15 protein-coding genes are annotated in these 19,068 nt (G+C 61.1%); 10 read left to right on the top strand and 5 right to left on the bottom strand.

Translation table 11 applies throughout. The annotated features are described in order from the left end of the window. Positions 1-62: 62 nt before the first annotated feature. Positions 63-1,268, top strand: a complete 1,206-nt coding sequence (locus ACOYXG_RS05110) for an aminotransferase class V-fold PLP-dependent enzyme (RefSeq protein ID WP_097086433.1) — start codon at positions 63-65, stop codon at positions 1,266-1,268. Then, positions 1,265-1,669: a SufE family protein gene (locus ACOYXG_RS05105; RefSeq protein ID WP_097086431.1), complete on the top strand. Its 405-nt coding sequence runs from the start codon at positions 1,265-1,267 to the stop codon at positions 1,667-1,669. The genes ACOYXG_RS05110 and ACOYXG_RS05105 overlap by 4 nt, the downstream gene beginning before the upstream one ends. Positions 1,670-1,771: 102 nt before the next feature. On the opposite strand, the gene tcdA is transcribed toward ACOYXG_RS05105, so the two are convergent. Then, positions 1,772-2,590: a tRNA cyclic N6-threonylcarbamoyladenosine(37) synthase TcdA gene (gene tcdA / locus ACOYXG_RS05100; RefSeq protein WP_003222099.1), complete on the bottom strand. Its 819-nt coding sequence runs from the start codon at positions 2,588-2,590 to the stop codon at positions 1,772-1,774. Positions 2,591-2,972: 382 nt separating this feature from the next. Between tcdA and ACOYXG_RS05095 the strand changes: the two genes are divergently transcribed. The 4 genes from ACOYXG_RS05095 to ACOYXG_RS05080 all read left to right on the top strand — a co-directional run bounded on the left by ACOYXG_RS05095 (position 2,973) and on the right by ACOYXG_RS05080 (position 8,194). Continuing rightward, the gene (locus tag ACOYXG_RS05095; protein ID WP_003222095.1) at positions 2,973-5,564 is read left to right on the top strand and encodes a glycosyltransferase; all 2,592 of its coding nucleotides are present in this window, start codon (positions 2,973-2,975) and stop codon (positions 5,562-5,564) included. 216 nt (positions 5,565-5,780) lie between these two features. Next, positions 5,781-6,932, top strand: coding sequence for a succinyl-diaminopimelate desuccinylase (gene dapE / locus ACOYXG_RS05090; RefSeq protein WP_115988120.1), 1,152 nt, complete (start codon positions 5,781-5,783; stop codon positions 6,930-6,932). Continuing rightward, the gene (locus tag ACOYXG_RS05085) at positions 6,932-7,741 is read left to right on the top strand and encodes a putative RNA methyltransferase (RefSeq protein ID WP_098967444.1); all 810 of its coding nucleotides are present in this window, start codon (positions 6,932-6,934) and stop codon (positions 7,739-7,741) included. Before dapE ends, ACOYXG_RS05085 begins: the two co-directional genes overlap by 1 nt. Before the next feature lie 75 nt (positions 7,742-7,816). Continuing rightward, positions 7,817-8,194: a hypothetical protein gene (locus tag ACOYXG_RS05080; RefSeq protein ID WP_007964251.1), complete on the top strand. Its 378-nt coding sequence runs from the start codon at positions 7,817-7,819 to the stop codon at positions 8,192-8,194. A gap of 137 nt (positions 8,195-8,331) precedes the next feature. Here the strand turns inward: ACOYXG_RS05080 and ACOYXG_RS05075 are convergent, their stop codons facing one another. Then, positions 8,332-8,541: a cold shock domain-containing protein gene (locus tag ACOYXG_RS05075; protein ID WP_041072369.1), complete on the bottom strand. Its 210-nt coding sequence runs from the start codon at positions 8,539-8,541 to the stop codon at positions 8,332-8,334. Between the two features lie 237 nt (positions 8,542-8,778). Here ACOYXG_RS05075 and plsB point away from each other — a divergent pair, with 237 nt between their 5' ends. The 4 genes from plsB to ACOYXG_RS05055 all read left to right on the top strand — a co-directional run bounded on the left by plsB (position 8,779) and on the right by ACOYXG_RS05055 (position 13,221). Next, positions 8,779-11,277, top strand: a complete 2,499-nt coding sequence (gene plsB / locus ACOYXG_RS05070) for a glycerol-3-phosphate 1-O-acyltransferase PlsB (RefSeq protein WP_460356270.1) — start codon at positions 8,779-8,781, stop codon at positions 11,275-11,277. 97 nt (positions 11,278-11,374) lie between these two features. Continuing rightward, complete coding sequence (locus tag ACOYXG_RS05065) at positions 11,375-12,061, top strand: hypothetical protein (RefSeq protein ID WP_460356267.1); 687 nt, start codon at positions 11,375-11,377, stop codon at positions 12,059-12,061. A 50-nt stretch (positions 12,062-12,111) separates the two neighbouring features. Further along, positions 12,112-12,510, top strand: coding sequence for a YbaY family lipoprotein (locus ACOYXG_RS05060; RefSeq protein ID WP_098967439.1), 399 nt, complete (start codon positions 12,112-12,114; stop codon positions 12,508-12,510). Between the two features lie 21 nt (positions 12,511-12,531). Beyond that, positions 12,532-13,221: a DUF4197 domain-containing protein gene (locus ACOYXG_RS05055; protein WP_086792179.1), complete on the top strand. Its 690-nt coding sequence runs from the start codon at positions 12,532-12,534 to the stop codon at positions 13,219-13,221. A gap of 63 nt (positions 13,222-13,284) precedes the next feature. Here ACOYXG_RS05055 and ACOYXG_RS05050 read toward each other — a convergent pair whose 3' ends face one another. The 3 genes from ACOYXG_RS05050 to ACOYXG_RS05040 form a co-directional block, all read right to left on the bottom strand. Then, complete coding sequence (locus tag ACOYXG_RS05050) at positions 13,285-13,680, bottom strand: DUF6124 family protein (protein ID WP_460356264.1); 396 nt, start codon at positions 13,678-13,680, stop codon at positions 13,285-13,287. A gap of 1,208 nt (positions 13,681-14,888) precedes the next feature. Then, positions 14,889-17,957, bottom strand: a complete 3,069-nt coding sequence (locus ACOYXG_RS05045) for an efflux RND transporter permease subunit (RefSeq protein ID WP_460356261.1) — start codon at positions 17,955-17,957, stop codon at positions 14,889-14,891. A gap of 6 nt (positions 17,958-17,963) precedes the next feature. After that, positions 17,964-19,064: an efflux RND transporter periplasmic adaptor subunit gene (locus ACOYXG_RS05040; protein WP_027611010.1), complete on the bottom strand. Its 1,101-nt coding sequence runs from the start codon at positions 19,062-19,064 to the stop codon at positions 17,964-17,966. Between the last annotated feature and the right edge of the window lie 4 nt (positions 19,065-19,068).

Here is a 19,068-nt window from a genome sequence, read left to right as displayed (position 1 = left end):
CGAGCAGGCTCGCTCCCACAGTGCCTTGTGTACACCCCGCCCAAGTTCACAGGGCTGAACCTATGATGATTCCCTCCCCCTGGCGCGCCGACTTTCCGGCCATCGCCGCCCTGCAACGGCAAGACCAGACCTATCTGGACAACGCCGCCACCACGCAAAAACCCCAGGCCCTGCTCGACGCACTGACGCATTACTACGCCAACGGCGCGGCCAATGTGCATCGTGCGCAGCATCTGCCCGGCGCCCACGCGACGCAGGCGTTCGAAGACAGTCGGCTCAAGGTTGCCCAGTGGCTGAATGCCGGTGACAGCGGGCAGATCATCTTCACCCATGGCGCCACCAGTGCGCTGAATTTCCTGGCCTATGGCCTGGAACATCTTTTCCACCCGGGCGATGAAATTGTCATCAGCGCCCTGGAGCATCACGCCAACCTGCTGCCGTGGCAGCAACTGGCACAGCGTCGCGAGCTGAAACTGGTGATCCTGCCGCTGGACGCCGACGGCGTGATCGACCTCGGCGCCGCCGTGCGTTTGATCACCCCGCGCACTCGCTTGCTGGCGGTCAGTCAGCTGTCCAACGTGCTCGGTGCCTGGCAACCGCTACCAGCGCTGCTGGCGATGGCCAAGGCGCACAACGCGCTGACCGTGGTCGATGGCGCCCAGGGTGTGGTGCATGGTCGCCACGATGTGCAGGCGCTGGGTTGCGACTTCTATGTGTTTTCCAGCCACAAGCTGTACGGCCCCGATGGCCTCGGCGTGCTGTTCGGGCGCAACAAGGCGCTTGAGCAACTGCAGCCGTGGCAGTTCGGCGGCGAAATGGTGCTGGAAGCCAACTATCACGATGCACGCTTCCGCCCTGCCCCGCTGGGCTTCGAAGCGGGCACGCCGCCGATTGCCAGCGTGATCGGCCTCGGCGCGACCCTCGATTATCTGGCTGGCCTGGATCAGGACGCGGTGTCGGCCCATGAAGCGGCGCTGCACGCCTACCTGCTGCAAGGCCTGGCCGCGCGCAACGGCATTCGTCTGCTGGGCAAGCCGCAATTGGCGCTGGCGAGTTTCGTCGTCGAGGGTGTGCACAACGCCGATCTGGCGCACTTGCTGACCGAGCAAGGTATCGCCGTGCGCGCCGGGCATCACTGCGCCATGCCGTTGCTGAAAAGCTTCGAACTGGCCGGGGCGATTCGCGTGTCGCTGGCGCTGTACAACGATTCCGAGGATCTGGAGCGTTTCTTCGAGGCGTTGGATCAGGCCCTGGAGTTGCTGCGATGAGCCTGCCGCTCCCCGCCGCCGAAGCGCTGCAGACCTTTCAGAATGCCGCCGGTTGGGAACAACGCGCGCGGTTGCTGATGCAGTTTGGCGATCGTCTGCCGCCGCTGGATGACGCGGACAAATGTGAAGCCAATCGCGTGCATGGCTGTGAGAGCCAAATGTGGCTGGTGGGTGAGTTGCAGGACGGTCACTGGCAGTTCAGCGCTGCCAGCGATGCGCGGATGATTCGTGGGTTGGTGGCGTTGCTGCTGTTGCGGGTCAACGGCTTGAGCGCTGCCGAGTTGCGGCAGGTGGATTTGCCCGAGTGGTTCAATCAGCTGGGACTTTCGCGGCAGTTGTCGCCGTCGCGCAGTAATGGCTTGAATGCCGTGCTCCAGCGGATGAATGAGTTGGCTAAATAAAGCGGCTGCTTCGCAGCCATCGCGAGCAGGCTCACTCCTACAATTGGAATGCGTCCCCCTGTAGGAGTGAGCCTGCTCGCGATGAGGCCATCAGCCCCAGAATCAAACCTGAGGCTTCACCCGATCCGCTGGCCGCCGCACACCCGCCACAATCTTGTCCACCGCCTTGGTCGCCGCGACCATGCCGAACGTCGCCGTGACCATCATCACCGCGCCAAAGCCACCAGCGCAGTCGAGCTTCACCCCGTCGCCGACAAAACTCTTCTGCAAACAGATGCTGCCGTCCGGTTTCGGATAGCGCAGTTGTTCGGTGGAGAACACACACGGCACGCTGTAATGCCGGGTCACGGTGCGCGAAAAGCCATAATCACGACGCAACGTCGAGCGCACTTTCGAGGCCAGCGGGTCATTGAACGTGCGGTTGAGGTCGCAGACCTGAATCAGCGTCGGATCAATCTGCCCACCGGCACCGCCAGTGGTGATGATCTGGATCTTGCGGCGTTTGCACCAGGCGATCAGCGCAGCCTTGGCGTTGACCGCGTCGATGCAGTCGATCACGCAGTCGATGTTCGGTGTGATGTACTCGGCCATGGTGTCGCGCGTCACGAAGTCCGCCACCGCATGCACGGTGCAATCCGGATTGATCCCGCGCAGGCGCTCGGCCATCACTTCGACCTTGGGTTTGCCGACGGTGCTGTCCAGCGCGTGCAACTGGCGGTTGGCGTTGCTGACGCAGACGTCATCGAGGTCGAACAGCGAAATCTCGCCGACGCCACAGCGGGCCATGGCTTCCGCCGCCCAGGAACCGACGCCACCGACGCCGACAATCGCCACATGGGCCGCACGCAGGCGCTCGAGGCCCTCGATGCCATACAAACGGGCGATGCCTGCAAACCGCGGATCTTCTGTACTCATGACCATTACCCCAAAAACCGGCGCGCATTATAGGGCCGTCGGCGGCCAAGAGCATCTTTGACGCTATGAACGGTGAACGCAGCCGTTTTGCGCAAGCCTTGTGGCGAGGGAGCTTGCTCCCGCCGGGTCGCGAAGCGGCCCTTTGAAAGCGGCCTGCTTCGCAGTCCAGCGGGAGCAAGCTCCCTCGCCACTGGGAATTGCTATAACTAAGCAACAAAGTTTTCTCTTACAAGCTGTTACTAAAGAACTTAAATCAGGTTGGACTGCCCAATGTCGGGCATTTTCCTGCCCGGTGTACGAGCAGTGAACTGCCGGTGTAGGATTCGCGCCCTTTTGGCGTAAGCCGATCCGTTCCTTCGTTCCACAGCCTTTGGAACCCGAAATAGCTATGTCATCGCGTAAATTTGGTCTCAACCTGGTGGTGGTTCTGGCAATCGCCGCCCTGTTCACCGGTTTCTGGGCGCTGATCAATCGCCCGGTCTCCGCGCCCAACTGGCCGGAGCAGATCTCCGGTTTCTCTTATTCGCCATTCCAGCAGGGCCAGTTCCCGCAGAAGGATCAGTATCCGACTGACGACGAAATGCGCCGCGACCTGGAGATCATGAGCAAGCTGACGGACAACATCCGCATCTACTCGGTCGACGGTTCGCTGCAGGACATCCCGAAACTGGCGGAAGAATTCGGTCTGCGCGTGACCCTCGGGATCTGGATCAGCCCCGATCAGGAACGCAACGAGCGCGAGATACAGCGCGCCATCGAACTGGCCAACACCTCGCGCAGCGTGGTTCGTGTGGTGGTCGGTAACGAGGCGATCTTCCGCAAGGAAATCACTGCCGAGCAACTGAGCGTGCTGCTGGATCGCGTGCGCGCGGCGGTGAAAGTGCCGGTGACCACCTCCGAGCAGTGGCACGTCTGGGAAGAACACCCGGAACTGGCCAAGCACGTCGACCTGATCGCTGCGCACGTGCTGCCGTACTGGGAATTCATCCCGGTCGACAAGGCCGGACAGTTCGTCTTCGACCGCGCCCGTGACCTGAAAAAGCTGTTCCCGAAAAAGCCGCTGCTGCTGTCCGAAGTCGGCTGGCCGAGCAACGGGCGCATGCGCGGTGGCGCCGATGCGTCGCCAGCGGATCAGGCGATCTACCTGCGCACACTGGTCAACAAGCTCAACCGCCAAGGCTTCAACTACTTCGTGATCGAAGCGTTCGACCAGCCGTGGAAGGCCAGTGACGAAGGTTCGGTGGGCGCTTATTGGGGCGTGTTCAACGCCGCGCGCCAGCAGAAATTCAACTTCGAAGGCCCGGTCGTCGCCATCCCGCAATGGCGCGTGCTGGCCATCGGTTCGGTGGTGCTGGCGCTGCTGTCGCTGACCCTGCTGATGATCGACGGCTCGGCCCTGCGCCAGCGTGGCCGCACCTTCCTGACCTTTATCGCGTTCCTTTGCGGTTCGGTGCTGGTGTGGATCGGTTACGACTACAGCCAGCAATACAGCACGTGGTTCAGCCTGACGGTGGGTTTCCTCCTGGCACTGGGTGCGCTCGGGGTGTTTATCGTGTTGCTGACCGAGGCGCATGAACTGGCCGAAGCGGTCTGGACCCACAAGCGCCGGCGTGAATTCCTGCCGGTGGTGGGCGATTCGGACTACAGACCGAAAGTCTCGATCCACGTACCGTGCTACAACGAGCCGCCGGAGATGGTCAAACAGACCCTCGACGCCCTGGCCGCCCTCGATTACCCGGACTACGAAGTCCTGATCATCGACAACAACACCAAAGACCCGGCCGTCTGGGAGCCGGTGCGCGACTACTGCGCAACCCTCGGCCCGCGCTTCAAGTTCTTCCACGTATCACCACTGGCCGGGTTCAAGGGCGGTGCGCTGAACTACCTGATTCCGCACACCGCCAAGGACGCCGAAGTGATCGCGGTGATCGATTCCGACTACTGCGTGCACCCGAACTGGCTCAAGCACATGGTGCCGCACTTCGCCGATCCGAAAATCGCCGTGGTGCAGTCGCCGCAGGATTACCGCGACCAGAACGAAAGCACCTTCAAGAAGCTCTGCTACGCCGAATACAAAGGCTTCTTCCACATCGGCATGGTCACCCGTAACGACCGCGACGCGATCATTCAGCACGGCACCATGACCATGACCCGCCGTTCGGTTCTGGAAGAGCTGGGCTGGGCCGACTGGTGCATCTGTGAAGACGCCGAACTCGGTCTGCGCGTGTTCGAAAAAGGCCTGTCGGCGGCGTATTACCACGACAGCTACGGCAAGGGTCTGATGCCGGACACCTTCATCGACTTCAAGAAGCAGCGTTTCCGCTGGGCCTATGGCGCAATCCAGATCATCAAGCGCCACACCCGCAGCCTGCTGCGCGGCAAGGACACCGAACTGACCCGTGGCCAGCGTTACCACTTCCTCGCGGGGTGGCTGCCATGGGTCGCGGACGGCATGAACATCTTCTTCACCGTCGGCGCCCTGCTGTGGTCGGCGGCGATGATCATCGTGCCGCAACGGGTCGATCCGCCGCTGCTGATTTTCGCAATCCCGCCGCTGGCGCTGTTCGTGTTCAAGGTCGGCAAGATCATCTTCCTCTACCGTCGCGCCGTGGGCGTGAACCTCAAAGATGCGTTCTGCGCCGCACTGGCTGGCCTGGCGTTGTCGCACACCATCGCCAAAGCGGTGCTGTACGGCTTCTTCACCAGCAGCATTCCGTTCTTCCGCACACCGAAAAACGCCGACAACCATGGCTTCTGGGTGGCGATTTCCGAAGCACGGGAAGAGCTGTTCATCATGCTGCTGTTGTGGGGCGCGGCGCTGGGGATCTACCTGGTACAGGGCATTCCGAGCAACGACATGCGCTTCTGGGTCGCAATGCTGCTGGTGCAGTCGCTGCCATACCTGGCCGCGCTGATCATGGCGTTCCTCTCGTCGCTGCCAAAACCTGCGACAGCGCCTGAACCGGCGCCTGTCGTCTAATTCCTCTTTGATCCACTAAACGGCGGCCAATGGTCGCCGTTTTGCTTTAAGATAACCGCCATTTTGCGGGGCACTCCTCTAATCCCTGTGGGAGCGAGCCTGCTCGCGAAGGCTTTGTAACATTCACCGATTATGTTGACTGACACACCGCATTCGCGAGCAGGCTCGCTCCCACATTGTTAGTCCGCGCCCACATTCATGACTCCGGAGTTTTCCATGACGGCCCACGCCGACCTTTCGCCGACCCTTCAACTCGCCATCGACCTGATCCGCCGTCCGTCCGTGACGCCGGTCGACGCCGATTGCCAGAAGCAGATGATGCAGCGCCTGGGCGATGCCGGTTTCACCCTCGAGCCGATGCGCATCGAGGACGTGGATAACTTCTGGGCCACCCACGGCAACGACGACGGCCCGGTGCTGTGCTTCGCCGGCCACACCGACGTGGTGCCGACCGGTCCGGTGACCGCCTGGCAGATCGACCCGTTCAACGCGGTGATCGATGAACACGGCATGCTCTGCGGCCGTGGCGCAGCGGACATGAAAGGCAGCCTGGCGTCGATGACCGTCGCCGCCGAGCGCTTTGTCGCCGACTACCCGAACCACAAGGGCAAGGTCGCGTTCCTCATCACCAGCGACGAAGAAGGCCCGGCGCACCACGGCACCAAGGCTGTGGTGGAACGTCTGGTGGCGCGCAAGGAACGTCTGGACTGGTGCATCGTCGGCGAACCGTCGAGCACCACACTGGTCGGTGACGTGGTGAAAAACGGTCGTCGCGGCTCGCTGGGCGCCAAGCTCATTGTGCGCGGTGTGCAGGGTCACGTGGCCTACCCGCATCTGGCGAAGAACCCGATCCACCTCGCCGCCCCGGCCTTGGCCGAACTGGCCGCCGAGCACTGGGATCACGGCAACGATTTCTTCCCGCCGACCAGTTTCCAGATTTCCAACCTCAACTCCGGCACCGGCGCGACCAACGTGATCCCGGGTGATCTGGTGGCGGTGTTCAACTTCCGCTTCTCCACCGAATCCACCGTCGAAGGCCTGCAGAAACGCGTGGCCGACATCCTCGACAAACACAATCTGGATTGGCACATCGACTGGGCGCTGTCCGGCCTGCCGTTCCTCACCGAGCCGGGCGCGCTGCTCGACGCGGTGTCGTCGAGCATCAAGGACATCACCGGCCGTGAGACCAAGGCGTCGACCAGCGGCGGCACTTCCGATGGCCGCTTCATCGCGACCATGGGCACGCAGGTTGTTGAACTGGGCCCCGTCAACGCGACCATCCACCAGGTCAACGAGCGTGTGCTGGCGGCCGATCTCGACGTGCTGACCGAGATCTACTACCAGACCCTGATCAAGTTGCTCGCCTGATGCTCGCGTGCCCGATCTGCAGTGAACCGCTGAACAGCGTCGACAACGGCGTGGTCTGCCCCGCAGGCCACCGCTTCGACCGTGCGCGTCAGGGCTACCTGAATCTGTTGCCGGTGCAGCACAAGAACAGCCGTGACCCTGGCGACAATCAGGCGATGGTCGAGGCGCGCCGCGACTTCCTGAATGCCGGGCATTACGCGCCGGTGGCCAAGCGTCTGGCCGAGCTGGCGGCGAGTTATGCGCCAGCGCGCTGGGTCGATATCGGCTGTGGCGAGGGTTACTACACCGCACAGATCGCCGAGGCCCTGCCGGACGCCGATGGCTACGCACTGGACATCTCCCGCGAGGCGGTGAAACGCGCCTGCAAGCGTAATCCGGCAATCACCTGGTTGATCGCCAGCATGGCCCGCGTGCCGTTGGCATCGGGCAGTTGCCAGTTTCTCGCCAGCGTTTTCAGCCCTCTGGACTGGGCAGAAGCCAAGCGCCTGCTCAGCGTCGGCGGCGGCCTGATGAAGGTCGGCCCGACCAGCGGCCACCTGATGGAGTTGCGCGAACGCCTGTACGACGAAGTGCGCGAATACACCGACGACAAGCATCTGGCATTAGTGCCCGAAGGTATGGCGCTGGCGCACAGCGAAACCCTGGAATTCAAACTGACGCTGGACAAGCCCGAGGATCGCGCCAACCTGCTGGCGATGACGCCCCACGGCTGGCGCGCCAGTGCCGAACGCCGCGCCGCCGTGATCGAACAGGCCGAGCCGTTCGTGACCACCGTATCGATGCGCTACGATTATTTCGTTCTTCAATAACTTTTGGTCTCGGGCAAGTGCCCGGGGCCGGCTAAATCCGCGAATGGATTTTTCAGACCCGCAGTGAGGACATCCATGCGCCAACCGGATATCGAGATTTACCTGAAAGACGCCGACGTCGACCACAAGGCGATTTCCGCCTGGCTCGGTGAGGCTCTGGGCCCGTGCAGCGACTGGGTACAGAAAGGCCAGACCTACAAGTGCAAGGCCGGCAACATCCCGGTGACCTGGCTGCCGAAAGCCGTGGGCAAGTGGAACAGCCTGTACCTGGAAAGCGATGCGACTCCATGGGACGACGACATCGCCTGCGCCCGTGCAGCTTTCGCCGCGCTGAACGTCGAAGTGCGTTGCGCACCGGGAACGTGGGTCGAGGAAGAGGGTGAGGAAACGGCTGATCGCTGGATTCGCATCAGCGCCGACGGTGAAGAAGAGATCACCTGGAAAACGGCATAACAAAGCCGTACACAAAATCTGTGGGAGCGGGCTTGCCCGCGAAGGCGGCGTCACATCCAAAATAGAGGTGGCTGACAAACCGCTTTCGCGGGCAAGCCCGCTCCCACAGTGTTTTCTGAGGACCCGAAGAGTGCGGTTTACAATCCGACCACGTCTTCGGCCTGCAACCCCTTCTGTCCTTCCACCACCGCATACTCAACCTGCTGACCTTCAGTCAGCGAGCGATGCCCTTCGCCGCGAATCGCGCGGTAGTGCACGAACACGTCCACCCCGTCGTCGCGCTGAATGAAGCCGTAGCCCTTGGCGTCGTTGAACCACTTCACATTGCCGGTTTCACGTGTTGCCATCTGTTCATACTCCTTTTTTATTATTGAACAGGCTTTTCGCAGGAAAGCCTTTGCGGAACGTCAGCCTGCGCCCGACGTCCATAAAGGGCCCCGGCGACAGATTGCCGAGTATATGACAGGCGCAAAAAGTCTCAACAGGAGATTACTTCGCCGCTTTTTTGCCGATTTTCGGTGAATACGGCAAACTGTCGACCTCCCGAGCAAACGCTCGGTTTTATTCACTCACGCAGAAGCCGTATGACCCGTTCCCCGTTCCGCCGTCTTGTGTTTGGCACCTTGCGCCGACTGTTGTACCTCTGGGTTCGCTCGGAGACGATCAACCAGTCGTCGTTCACCCTCAACCTCGACCGCAGTCGTCCGGTGTTCTACGTCCTGCAAAATCCCTCGCTCACCGATCTGGCAGTAGTCGACACCGAGTGCACCAAGGCCGGCCTGCCGCGTCCGGTGCTGCCAGTGTCGGTGGGGCCGTTGATCGAACCGGCGGCGTTTTTCTATCTGACGCCGGATCCGGACTGGCTCGGTCGTCAGGACAAGCGCGGCGCACCGCCGACCCTGACCCGCCTGGTCAGCGCCCTGAGCCAGAACGCCGCCGAAGATGCGCAGATCATTCCGGTCAGCGTGTTCTGGGGCCAGTCGCCGGACAGCGAAAACAGTCCGTGGAAGCTGCTGTTCGCCGACAGCTGGGCGGTCACCGGGCGCCTGCGTCGGCTGCTGAGCATCATCGTCCTCGGGCGCAAGACTCGCGTGCAGTTCTCCGCGCCGATCCACCTGCGTGAACTGATCGAGCACAACAAGGGCCACGAACGCACCGTGCGCATGGCTCAGCGCATCCTGCGCGTGCACTTCCGCAATCTGAAAGCCGCCGTCATCGGCCCGGACATCTCGCACCGTCGTAATCTGGTCAAAGGCCTGCTCAACCAGCCGCTGGTCAAGCAAGCGATCCTCGACGAAGCCGAACGCGAGAACATCTCCCCGGAAAAAGCCAAGGCTCAGGCGTTGCGCTACGGCAACGAGATCGCCTCGGACTACACCTACACCGCGATCCGTTTCCTCGAAGTGGTGCTGAGCTGGTTCTGGAACAAGATCTACGACGGGATCAAGGTCAACCACATCGAAGGCGTGCAGAAGGTCGCCCAGGGTCACGAAGTGATCTACGTGCCGTGCCACCGCAGCCACATCGACTACCTGCTGCTTTCGTATCTGCTGTTCCGCAACGGCCTGACACCGCCGCACATCGCCGCCGGAATCAACCTGAACATGCCGGTGATCGGCAGCCTGCTGCGTCGTGGCGGCGCGTTCTTCATGCGCCGCACGTTCAAGGGCAATCCGCTGTACACCTCGGTGTTCAACGAATACCTGCACACCCTGTTCACCAAAGGTTTCCCGGTCGAGTACTTCGTCGAGGGCGGCCGCTCGCGCACCGGGCGCATGCTGCAACCGAAAACCGGCATGCTCGCGATCACGATGCGCAGCTTCCTGCGTTCGTCGCGCATGCCGATCGTTTTCGTGCCGGTGTACATCGGTTACGAGCGCGTGCTGGAAGGTCGCACCTACCTCGGCGAACTACGTGGCGCGAGCAAGAAGAAAGAGTCGATCTTCGACATCTTCAAAGTCATCGGCGCGCTCAAGCAGCGCTTCGGTCAGGTCGCGGTGAACTTCGGCGAGCCGATCAAACTCGCGGAATTCCTCGACAGCGAACAGCCAGACTGGCGCCAGCAGGAGCTCGGCCCGCAGTACAAACCGGCGTGGCTCAACGAGACCACCAACCGCCTTGGCGAGAAAGTCGCGCAGCACTTGAACGAAGCAGCGGCGATCAACCCGGTCAACCTGGTGGCGCTGGCGCTGCTCTCGACTACGCGTCTGGCGCTGGACGATCGGGCCATGGCACGAGTGCTGGATCTGTATCTGGCGTTGCTGCGCAAAGTCCCTTACTCGCCGCACACGACCCTGCCGGAAGGCGATGGCCGTGCGCTGATCGAGCATGTGAAGGACATGGATCTGCTGTCCGAACAGAACGATGCGTTGGGCAAGATTCTCTATCTGGACGAGCAGAACGCCGTCCTGATGACCTACTACCGCAACAACGTGCTGCACATCTTCGCCTTGCCGGCGCTGCTGGCGAGCTTCTTCCAGAGCACCTCGCGCATGAGCCGCGAGCAGATCCTGCGCTACACCCGCGCGTTGTATCCGTACTTGCAATCGGAGCTGTTCATTCGCTGGAGCCTGGAGGAACTGGACGGCGTGGTCGAGCAATGGCTGGAAGCGTTCGTCGAGCAAGGCCTGCTGCGTTTCGAGAAGGACGTGTATATGCGCCCGGCGCCAAGTTCACGGCACTTTGTGCTGCTGACCCTGCTGTCGAAAAGCATCGCGCAGACCCTGCAGCGCTTCTACATGACCGTGTCCCTGCTGCTCAACAGCGGCCAGAACAGCATCAGCGCCGAAGAGCTGGAAGACCTGTGTACGGTCATGGCCCAGCGCCTGTCGATCCTCCACGGCTTGAATGCCCCGGAGTTCTTCGACAAGAGCCTGTTCCGCCACTTCATCCAGACCCTGCTCGACCTCGACGTGCTGCGCCGCGACGAAGCGGGCAAGCTCAGCTACCACGAACTGCTCGGCGAACTGGCCGAAGGCGCGGCCAAACGCGTGTTGCCGGCGGAGATTCGCCTGTCGATTCGTCAGGTGGCTTTGCACCGCAGTGAAGATGCCGCCGAAACAGCGGATACACCACAAGTCTGAAACTTGCTGACAACTAACGGGCGCGCACTTCAATGGCCCCGTTAGTTGATTCATGGATTAATAGGCTCACTCCACCAATCACGATACGGATATCGAGATGAGCCTGTTAAACGAAGAAACTTGCGCAGTAATCCTGGACTTCCGCCTACCGCCCGAATTCCATGCGCCTGCCGATGGTGTCAATGAAACCATTGTCAGCGTCAAAGTATTCAATTCCCAATCGCCTATTAACATCAAGGACTGGCACCGTGCTGCGATCTTCGACGCCGGCTGGAAATTTGACTTCCCTCATCACTACGGCGATGTAGGCGTCAGGTACCAAGTCAATGTGCAGATCCTTCATGACCAAATACCCTTGCTGATCGAGCAGGACTACTTCGTCACTGTCAACAACACTCCCCATCGCCAAACCCTGCACCTGAGCCCGATCGGTTTTCTATATGTCGAGGCTCAAGAAGCCGAAATTGTTGCGCCAGAAGAAGCGGTCACCATCAGTCTGCATGAAGCAGAGTCTCCCGAAGTTGAGCTGGTAAGTGTCAAACAGGACGAACAGTCAGTCTCCGGGTTTTATCTGAAATATGATCCTGACAGCGTTATACCCGGTAAACGCTATGCACTGACGGGTATTGAAAACCGCTACCATCAACGTCTTGTGATCTCGCCTGAACAAGTCGAACTGGCTCCCGCGATGCCCAGCACAAGCGCGCTTTCGTTTCATAAATTAATGCAGTGGCTGGAAAAACCCTTACGTTTGTTCACTGACGCTGGCACCAAAATCCGCTAGATTTCCTTCGGCGCCGGGATTCTTCCGGCGCAACCGTCTCAGAGGTCCCGATGAAAAAACTCACCCTTCTCGCCGCAGCCACCCTGTTGAGCGCCTGCCAGTCGACCACCCCCGCCGGCAAAGTCGGCCTCGACGGCGAAGTGTTCTACCTGCAACGCATCGCCCTGCCACCAAGCGCGACCCTGAGCGTGAGCCTGCAGGACGTGTCGCTGGCCGACGCACCGGCGGTGGTCATCGACGAACAGAAAGGCCCGGTCAAAGGCCAGGTGCCGCTGCCGTTCCACTTGAGTTACGATCCGGCCCAAGTCAAACCCGGCCACCGCTACTCGGTCAGCGCGCGCATCGAAGTCAACGGCGAGTTGATGTTCATCACCACCGAAAACCACGCCGTGCAACTGGACGGCAACGATCCGCAGCCGCTGAAAATCCGCGTCGACGCCATTCGCTAATTGTCTTTCAAGGAAGCTGCCATGCTCCGCCCTACCCTTCGCTTCGCCGGCCTGTGCGCGGGCTTGATGATCTCTGCCAGCGCTCTGGCACTGTCGCTCAGCGACCTCTCGCAACAAGACGCCACCGGCGGCCTCAAGGACGCCCTGACCCAAGGCGCGCAAATCGCCGTCAAACAACTCGGCACCCCGGGCGGCTTCAGCAACAACCCGGAAGTGAAAATCGAACTGCCGGGCAAACTCGGCAAAGTCGCCGGCAAGATGAAAGCCTTCGGCATGGGCGCCCAGGTCGACGAACTCGAAACCGCGATGAACAAGGCCGCAGAAAGCGCCGTGACCCAGGCCCAGCCGATCCTCGTCGACGCCGTGAAGAAAATGACCGTGGCCGACGCCAAAGGCATCCTCAGCGGCGGCACTGACTCGGCCACCCAATACCTGGACAAAACCAGCCGCGAGCAGATCCGCGCCAAGTTCCTGCCCATCGTCAAACAAGCCACCGACAAGGTCGGCGTAGCGCAGAAATACAACGCCTTCGCCGGCCAGGCCGCGACCCTGGGCGTGGTGGATGCGAAAAGCGCCAACGTCGAAAACTACGTCACCGAACAAGCGCTCAATGGCCTGTTCGAAATGATCGGCAAACAGGAAGAAACCATCCGCAAGAATCCGGCTGCTGCAGCGACGGGGCTGGCGAAGAAAGTGTTCGGCACCTTGTAATTTTTGCCGCGGCACGAAAAAGCCCGCTGAACCGGTGAAGGTCAGCGGGCTTTTTATTGTGGGTCAGCCTTGCGGATCCACCTGATCGAGGACGCGGTTAACCGACAGCTCAGCGAGCGAAATCATCTGTTGTATGCCCAGCAACTGACTGCACGTCGGGCCGCTCAGGGTAAACGCCAACTCACTGGCCATGACATTGGCCGACGCCAGCGTTTCACAGGCATGGGCCAGCAGGGTCTCGGAATCGACTTCGGGGAGGACAGTGAAGATTGTGCTCGGCTGATTGACGGGCTTGGGCTGTTTTTCAGGCTGGGGCAGGAGGTAGTGATTGAGCGCACGCAGGGCTGCGTCGTGGAGCTTGCGCGAATCGAGGAAGGCGTAGGGGGAGACGGGGTCGGTTGGTCGTTCGGGGGTGGTTTCGGGTGCCGATTCTGGGGGATTTGGGGTGTGTTTGAACATGGTGGAACTCCTGAAGTAGTGGAGCCGCCACCATTCGCTGCGAAACGAATGCAGGGTGGCGGCTGTACGCAGGTTCGCAGACCGGGACTTCAGGCACCCGGCATACCCGAAGGTATCCCGCGCACAACCGCCATGACACAGGCATAAAAAAGCGCCCGCTTTCGGATGGTGGACGCTGTGCGTCTGAAGTTTAACCGGGCTGCGAAACCCGGTCGCTGATTTTTGCAGCGACAGACTCAGGCTAGAGATCGCGCTTCCGACGGGCAACCTGAAAACCTTGTGGGAAGGTTCTGGTTATCTGGAACATTTTTAAACAGATCAAAGAGGTTGGGTGGCTGGGCAGGCCTCTTCGCGAGCAAGCCCGCTCCCACAGTTGAATTGAGTGCAGGCAGTTGGAGATTGGTCGGCTACTAGGCCGCCATCGCTGGCAAGCCAGTTCCCACAGTGGGATTGGCTGCGGTCAGTTGGAGATTGGTCGGCTGACAGGCCACCATCGCGAGCAGGCTCACTCCTACAGTGGGATTGGGTGCAGGTAGTTGGAGATTGGTCGACTGTCAGGCCGCCTTTGCGAGCAAGCTCGCTCCCACAGTTGGATTGAGTGCAGGCAGTTGGAGAGTGGTCGGCTACTAGGCCGCCATCGCTGGCAAGCCAGTTCCCACACTGGGATTGGCTGCGGTCAGTTGGAGATTGGTCGGCTGTCAGGCCGCCATCGTGAGCAGGCTCACTCCTACAGTGGGTTGGGTGAGTCAGTTAGAGCCTGGTCGGCTGTCAGGCCGCCTTCGCTGGCAAGCCAGCTCCCACAGAAAAGCAAAGCAGTCCAGACAGACCGCATGCTCTTCACCACTCAAATGGCCGAGTGTCAGCTCGCCGAAAGCTTTTGATCTTGCCTTGCCGGCCCCTTCGGCAGGCTGAGTGGAGGGGTTTATCCGGGGGTGGGAGCGCAGCGACCGTTCGACGAAGTCGAACACATCGAGAGGAGGTGCAGCGAAGCAAACCGGAGGCGATGCCCCCGGATGAACCCCGCAACGAAGGAACCCGAGCCTAAGCGAGGGCCGTACGCCGGGGCCAAGACCTTTGCTTCCTTTGGGGCGTTTGCCAAAGGGAGTCGCCGTAAGGGCGAAACCGCCAGCCGCAACCCCCGAAGAAACGGATATTCACAAAGAACACCCAGAACCTGGTCGGCCCAAAGGCAGCCAAGTCCAAAAGCCTCACCCCTCCCGACGCACCCGGAACCAGGCCGCATACAACGCAGGCAAAAACAAAAGCGTCAAAGCCGTAGCCACAATCAACCCCCCCATGATCGCCACCGCCATCGGCCCGAAAAACACACTGCGCGACAAAGGAATCATCGCCAGCACCGCCGCCAAAGCCGTCAACACAATCGGCCGAAACCGCCGCACCGTCGCCTCGATAATCGCCTGCCAAGGCTTGAGACCAGAGGCAATATCCTGCTCGATCTGATCCACCAGAATCACCGAGTTACGCATGATCATCCCCGACAGCGCAATCGTCCCCAGCATCGCCACAAACCCGAACGGCTGGCGGAACACCATCAGAAACAACACCACCCCGATCAACCCCAGCGGCGCCGTCAGAAACACCATCGCCGTGCGCGAGAAACTGCGCAATTGCACCATCAGCAACGTCAGCACCACCACAATGAACATCGGCACCCCGGCATTCACCGACTTCTGCCCACGCTCCGAATCCTCCACCGTACCGCCAACATCCAGCAGATACCCGTCAGGCAATTCGGCACGGATCGGATCCAGCGTCGGCTCGATCTGCTTGACCAGCGTCGCCGGCTGCTCCTTGCCATAAATGTCGGCACGCACTGTCACGGTCGGCAGACGATTACGGTGCCAGATGATCCCTTCCTCAAACCCGTATTCCAGCGTGGCAATCTGCGACAGCGCCACACTGCGACCGTTATCGGTCGGCACCGCCAGACTCGGCAGCAACGTCAACTCGGTGCGCTCATGCACCGTGCCGCGCAGCAGAATCTCGATCAACTCGTTGTCCTCGCGGTACTGGCTGACACTCGAGCCGGTCAGCGAACTCTGGAGGAATTTCGCCAGATTGGCCGTGCTCACACCGAGCGCTCGCGCACGATCCTGATCGATGTTCAGGTACACCACTTTGCTCGGCTCTTCCCAATCCAAGTGCACGTTGACCACATGCGGGTTCTCGCGCACCTTGGCCGCCACTTTGCGCGCCAGCGCACGGACTTCCTCGATGTGCTCACCGGTGACGCGAAACTGCACCGGATAACCAACCGGCGGGCCGTTTTCCAGACGCGTGACCCGCGAACGCAGAGTCGGGAATTGCTCGTTAAGGGTCTCGATCAACCAGGTGCGCAGGGTCTCGCGCTCCTCGATGTTTTTCGCCAATACCACAAACTGAGCGAAGCTCGCCGCCGGCAGTTGTTGATCCAGCGGCAGGTAGAAGCGCGGCGAACCGGTGCCGACATACGCCACATAGTTATCGATGCCGGCGTGATCCTTGAGCATCGCCTCCAGGCGTTTGACCTCGGCCGTGGTGTTGGCCAGCGACGCCCCTTCAGCGAGTTTCAGATCGACCATCAACTCCAATCGATTGGAGGCCGGGAAGAACTGCTGCGGGACGAAACGGAACAGCATCACCGACGCAATAAACAGCCCCACTGTCAGCACAATCACGGTTTTGCGGTGCGCCACGCACCACTCCACCAGACGTCGAACCCGTTGATAAAACGGCGTGCCATACGGGTCGGCTTGCCCGTCAGCCGTGCCGTGTTTGGCCGCATGAATCTTTGCCAGATCCGGCAGGAGTTTTTCCCCCAGATACGGCACGAACATCACCGCTGCCACCCATGAGGCGAGCAAGGCGATGGTCACTACCTGAAAGATCGAACGGGTGTATTCGCCGGTGCCGGACTGCGCGGTGGCAATCGGCAGGAAGCCGGCGGCGGTAATCAGCGTACCGGTGAGCATCGGGAACGCGGTGCTGGTCCAGGCGTAGCTCGCGGCCTTGATCCGGTCGAAGCCCTGTTCCATTTTGATCGCCATCATTTCCACGGCGATGATCGCGTCGTCCACCAGCAAGCCCAGCGCCAGCACCAGCGCGCCGAGCGAGATCTTGTGCAGACCGATGCCGAGGTAATACATGCAGGCGAAGGTCATCGCCAGCACCAGCGGAATGGTCAGCGCAACCACCATGCCGGTGCGCACGCCGAGGGAGAAGAAGCTCACCAGCAACACGATCGCGAGTGCCTCGACCAGCACCTGGACGAACTCGCCGACCCCGGTTTTCACTGCCGCCGGTTGGTCGGACACCTTGCGCAATTGCATGCCGGCCGGAAGGTTTTTCTGCAGGCGCGAGAACTCGCCTTCCAGCGCTTTGCCCAGCACCAGAATGTCGCCGCCGTCCTTCATCGCTACTGCGAGGCCAATGGCATCTTCACCCATGAAGCGCATGCGCGGCGCCGGTGGATCGTTGAAACCGCGATGCACATCGGCGACATCGGAGATGCGGAACGTCCGGTCACCGACACGGATCGGGAAGTTCTTGATCTCCTCGACCGTCTGAAAATTCCCCGAGACCCGCAGTTGCACGCGCTCGCTGCCGGTTTCAAAGAACCCGGCGGTGGACACCGCGTTCTGCTCTTGCAGCGCTTGCTGCACGGCCGCCAGTGGCAAGCCAAGGGTGGCGAGTTTGACGTTGGACAACTCGACCCAAATCTTCTCGTCCTGCAAACCGAGCAGATCGACCTTGCCGACATCTTTGACTCGTTGCAGCTGAATCTGGATACGGTCGGCGTAATCCTTGAGCACCGCGTAATCGAAACCGTCGCCGGTCAGCGCATAGATGTTGCCGAACGTGGTGCCGAATTCATCGTTGAAGAACGGCCCCTGAATATCCGGCGGCAAGGTTTGACGAATGTCACTGACCTTCTTGCGCACCTGGTACCAGAGGTCAGGGATTTCCTTGGAATGCATCGAATCGCGGGCAATAAACGTGACCTGCGACTCACCCGGGCGGGAGAACGACACGATGCGTTCGTACTCGCCGGTTTCCATCAATTTCTTTTCGATGCGTTCAGTGACCTGGCGCGAGACTTCCTGCGCGGTCGCTCCCGGCCAGCGGGTCTGGATGACCATGGCCTTGAAGGTGAACGGCGGGTCTTCGCTCTGGCCGAGCTTGGTGTAGGACAACGCGCCGACGATGGCCAGCAAAAGCATCAGGAACAGTACGATCTGGCGATTACGCAGCGCCCATTCAGAAAGGTTGAAGCGCATCGGGACTTACTCCTTGTCCGCCAGATTGACCACTCGGTTGGAGCGATCCACAGGCCGCACCTGCTGACCTTCGAGCAATACGTGAACACCGGCGGCCACCACCCAGTCGCTGGCATTCAGGCCTTCGAGCACCGGCACACTTTTCTCGCCGAACGGGCCGATGCGCACCGGGGTCTTTTTCAGGGTGTTGTTGGCGTTGACGACCCAGACGTAGGTCGCGCCGTTCTCGGCAGTCAGGGCCGAAAGCGGCACCGACAGCGGCACGGCATCCGCCGATTGCACAAACACCCGGGCGCTCTGCCCGAGCTCAGCCGGGACTTTGCCGCTGGTGAACGAGATGCGCGCGGCGAAGGTGCGGGATTTCGGGTCGGCTGCCGGCGACAGTTCACGAATCTGCCCGGCGAAGCGCTGGTTCTGCTGGGTCCACAGTTCAACGGTCACTGGCTGGCCAACCTTGAACCGCCCGAAGCTCTGCTCCGGCAGGCTGATCGACACTTCGCGCTCGCCATCGGTGGCGAGGGTGAACACGGTTTGCCCGGCGGCAACCACTTGCCCGACTTCCACCGAACGCTTGGCCACCACGCCGTCCTGCGGCGCGCGCAACACCGCGTAACTGGCCTGGTTGGTCGAGACGTTGAATTCGGCCTTGATCTGCTTGAGGCGCGCTTCGCCGGAACGATAGAGGTTTTCCGCGTTGTCGTAGGCCGAACGGCTGACCATCTGCCGTTCCATCAAAGTCTTGTAGCGGTCACGCTCGGCGCGCACCAGGTTCAGATTGGCTTCGGCGGCGGCGACCTGTGCGCGAGTGGCTTCCAGTTGCAGGCGCACATCCTGCGGATCGAGCTCGGCCAGTGGCTGATCGGCCTTGACGCGCTGGCCTTCTTCGACCAGTCGTCGGCTGACTTTGCCGCCAATGCGGAATGCCAGATCCGGTTCGTAACGGGCGCGCACCTCGCCCGGATAACTTTCCATCGCCTGCGCTGAAGGCTCTGGCTGCACCACCATGGCCGGTCGAACGCTGACTTGCGTCGCCTCTTCCTGACCGCATGCGGACAATAAAACAGCCAGGCTGACTGGCACGGCAAACGACAACGCATGGCGGAACATGGTG

Source organism: Pseudomonas sp. G3-39 (genome assembly GCF_054790485.1).
This window is presented reverse-complemented; position numbering and strand designations above follow the sequence as displayed.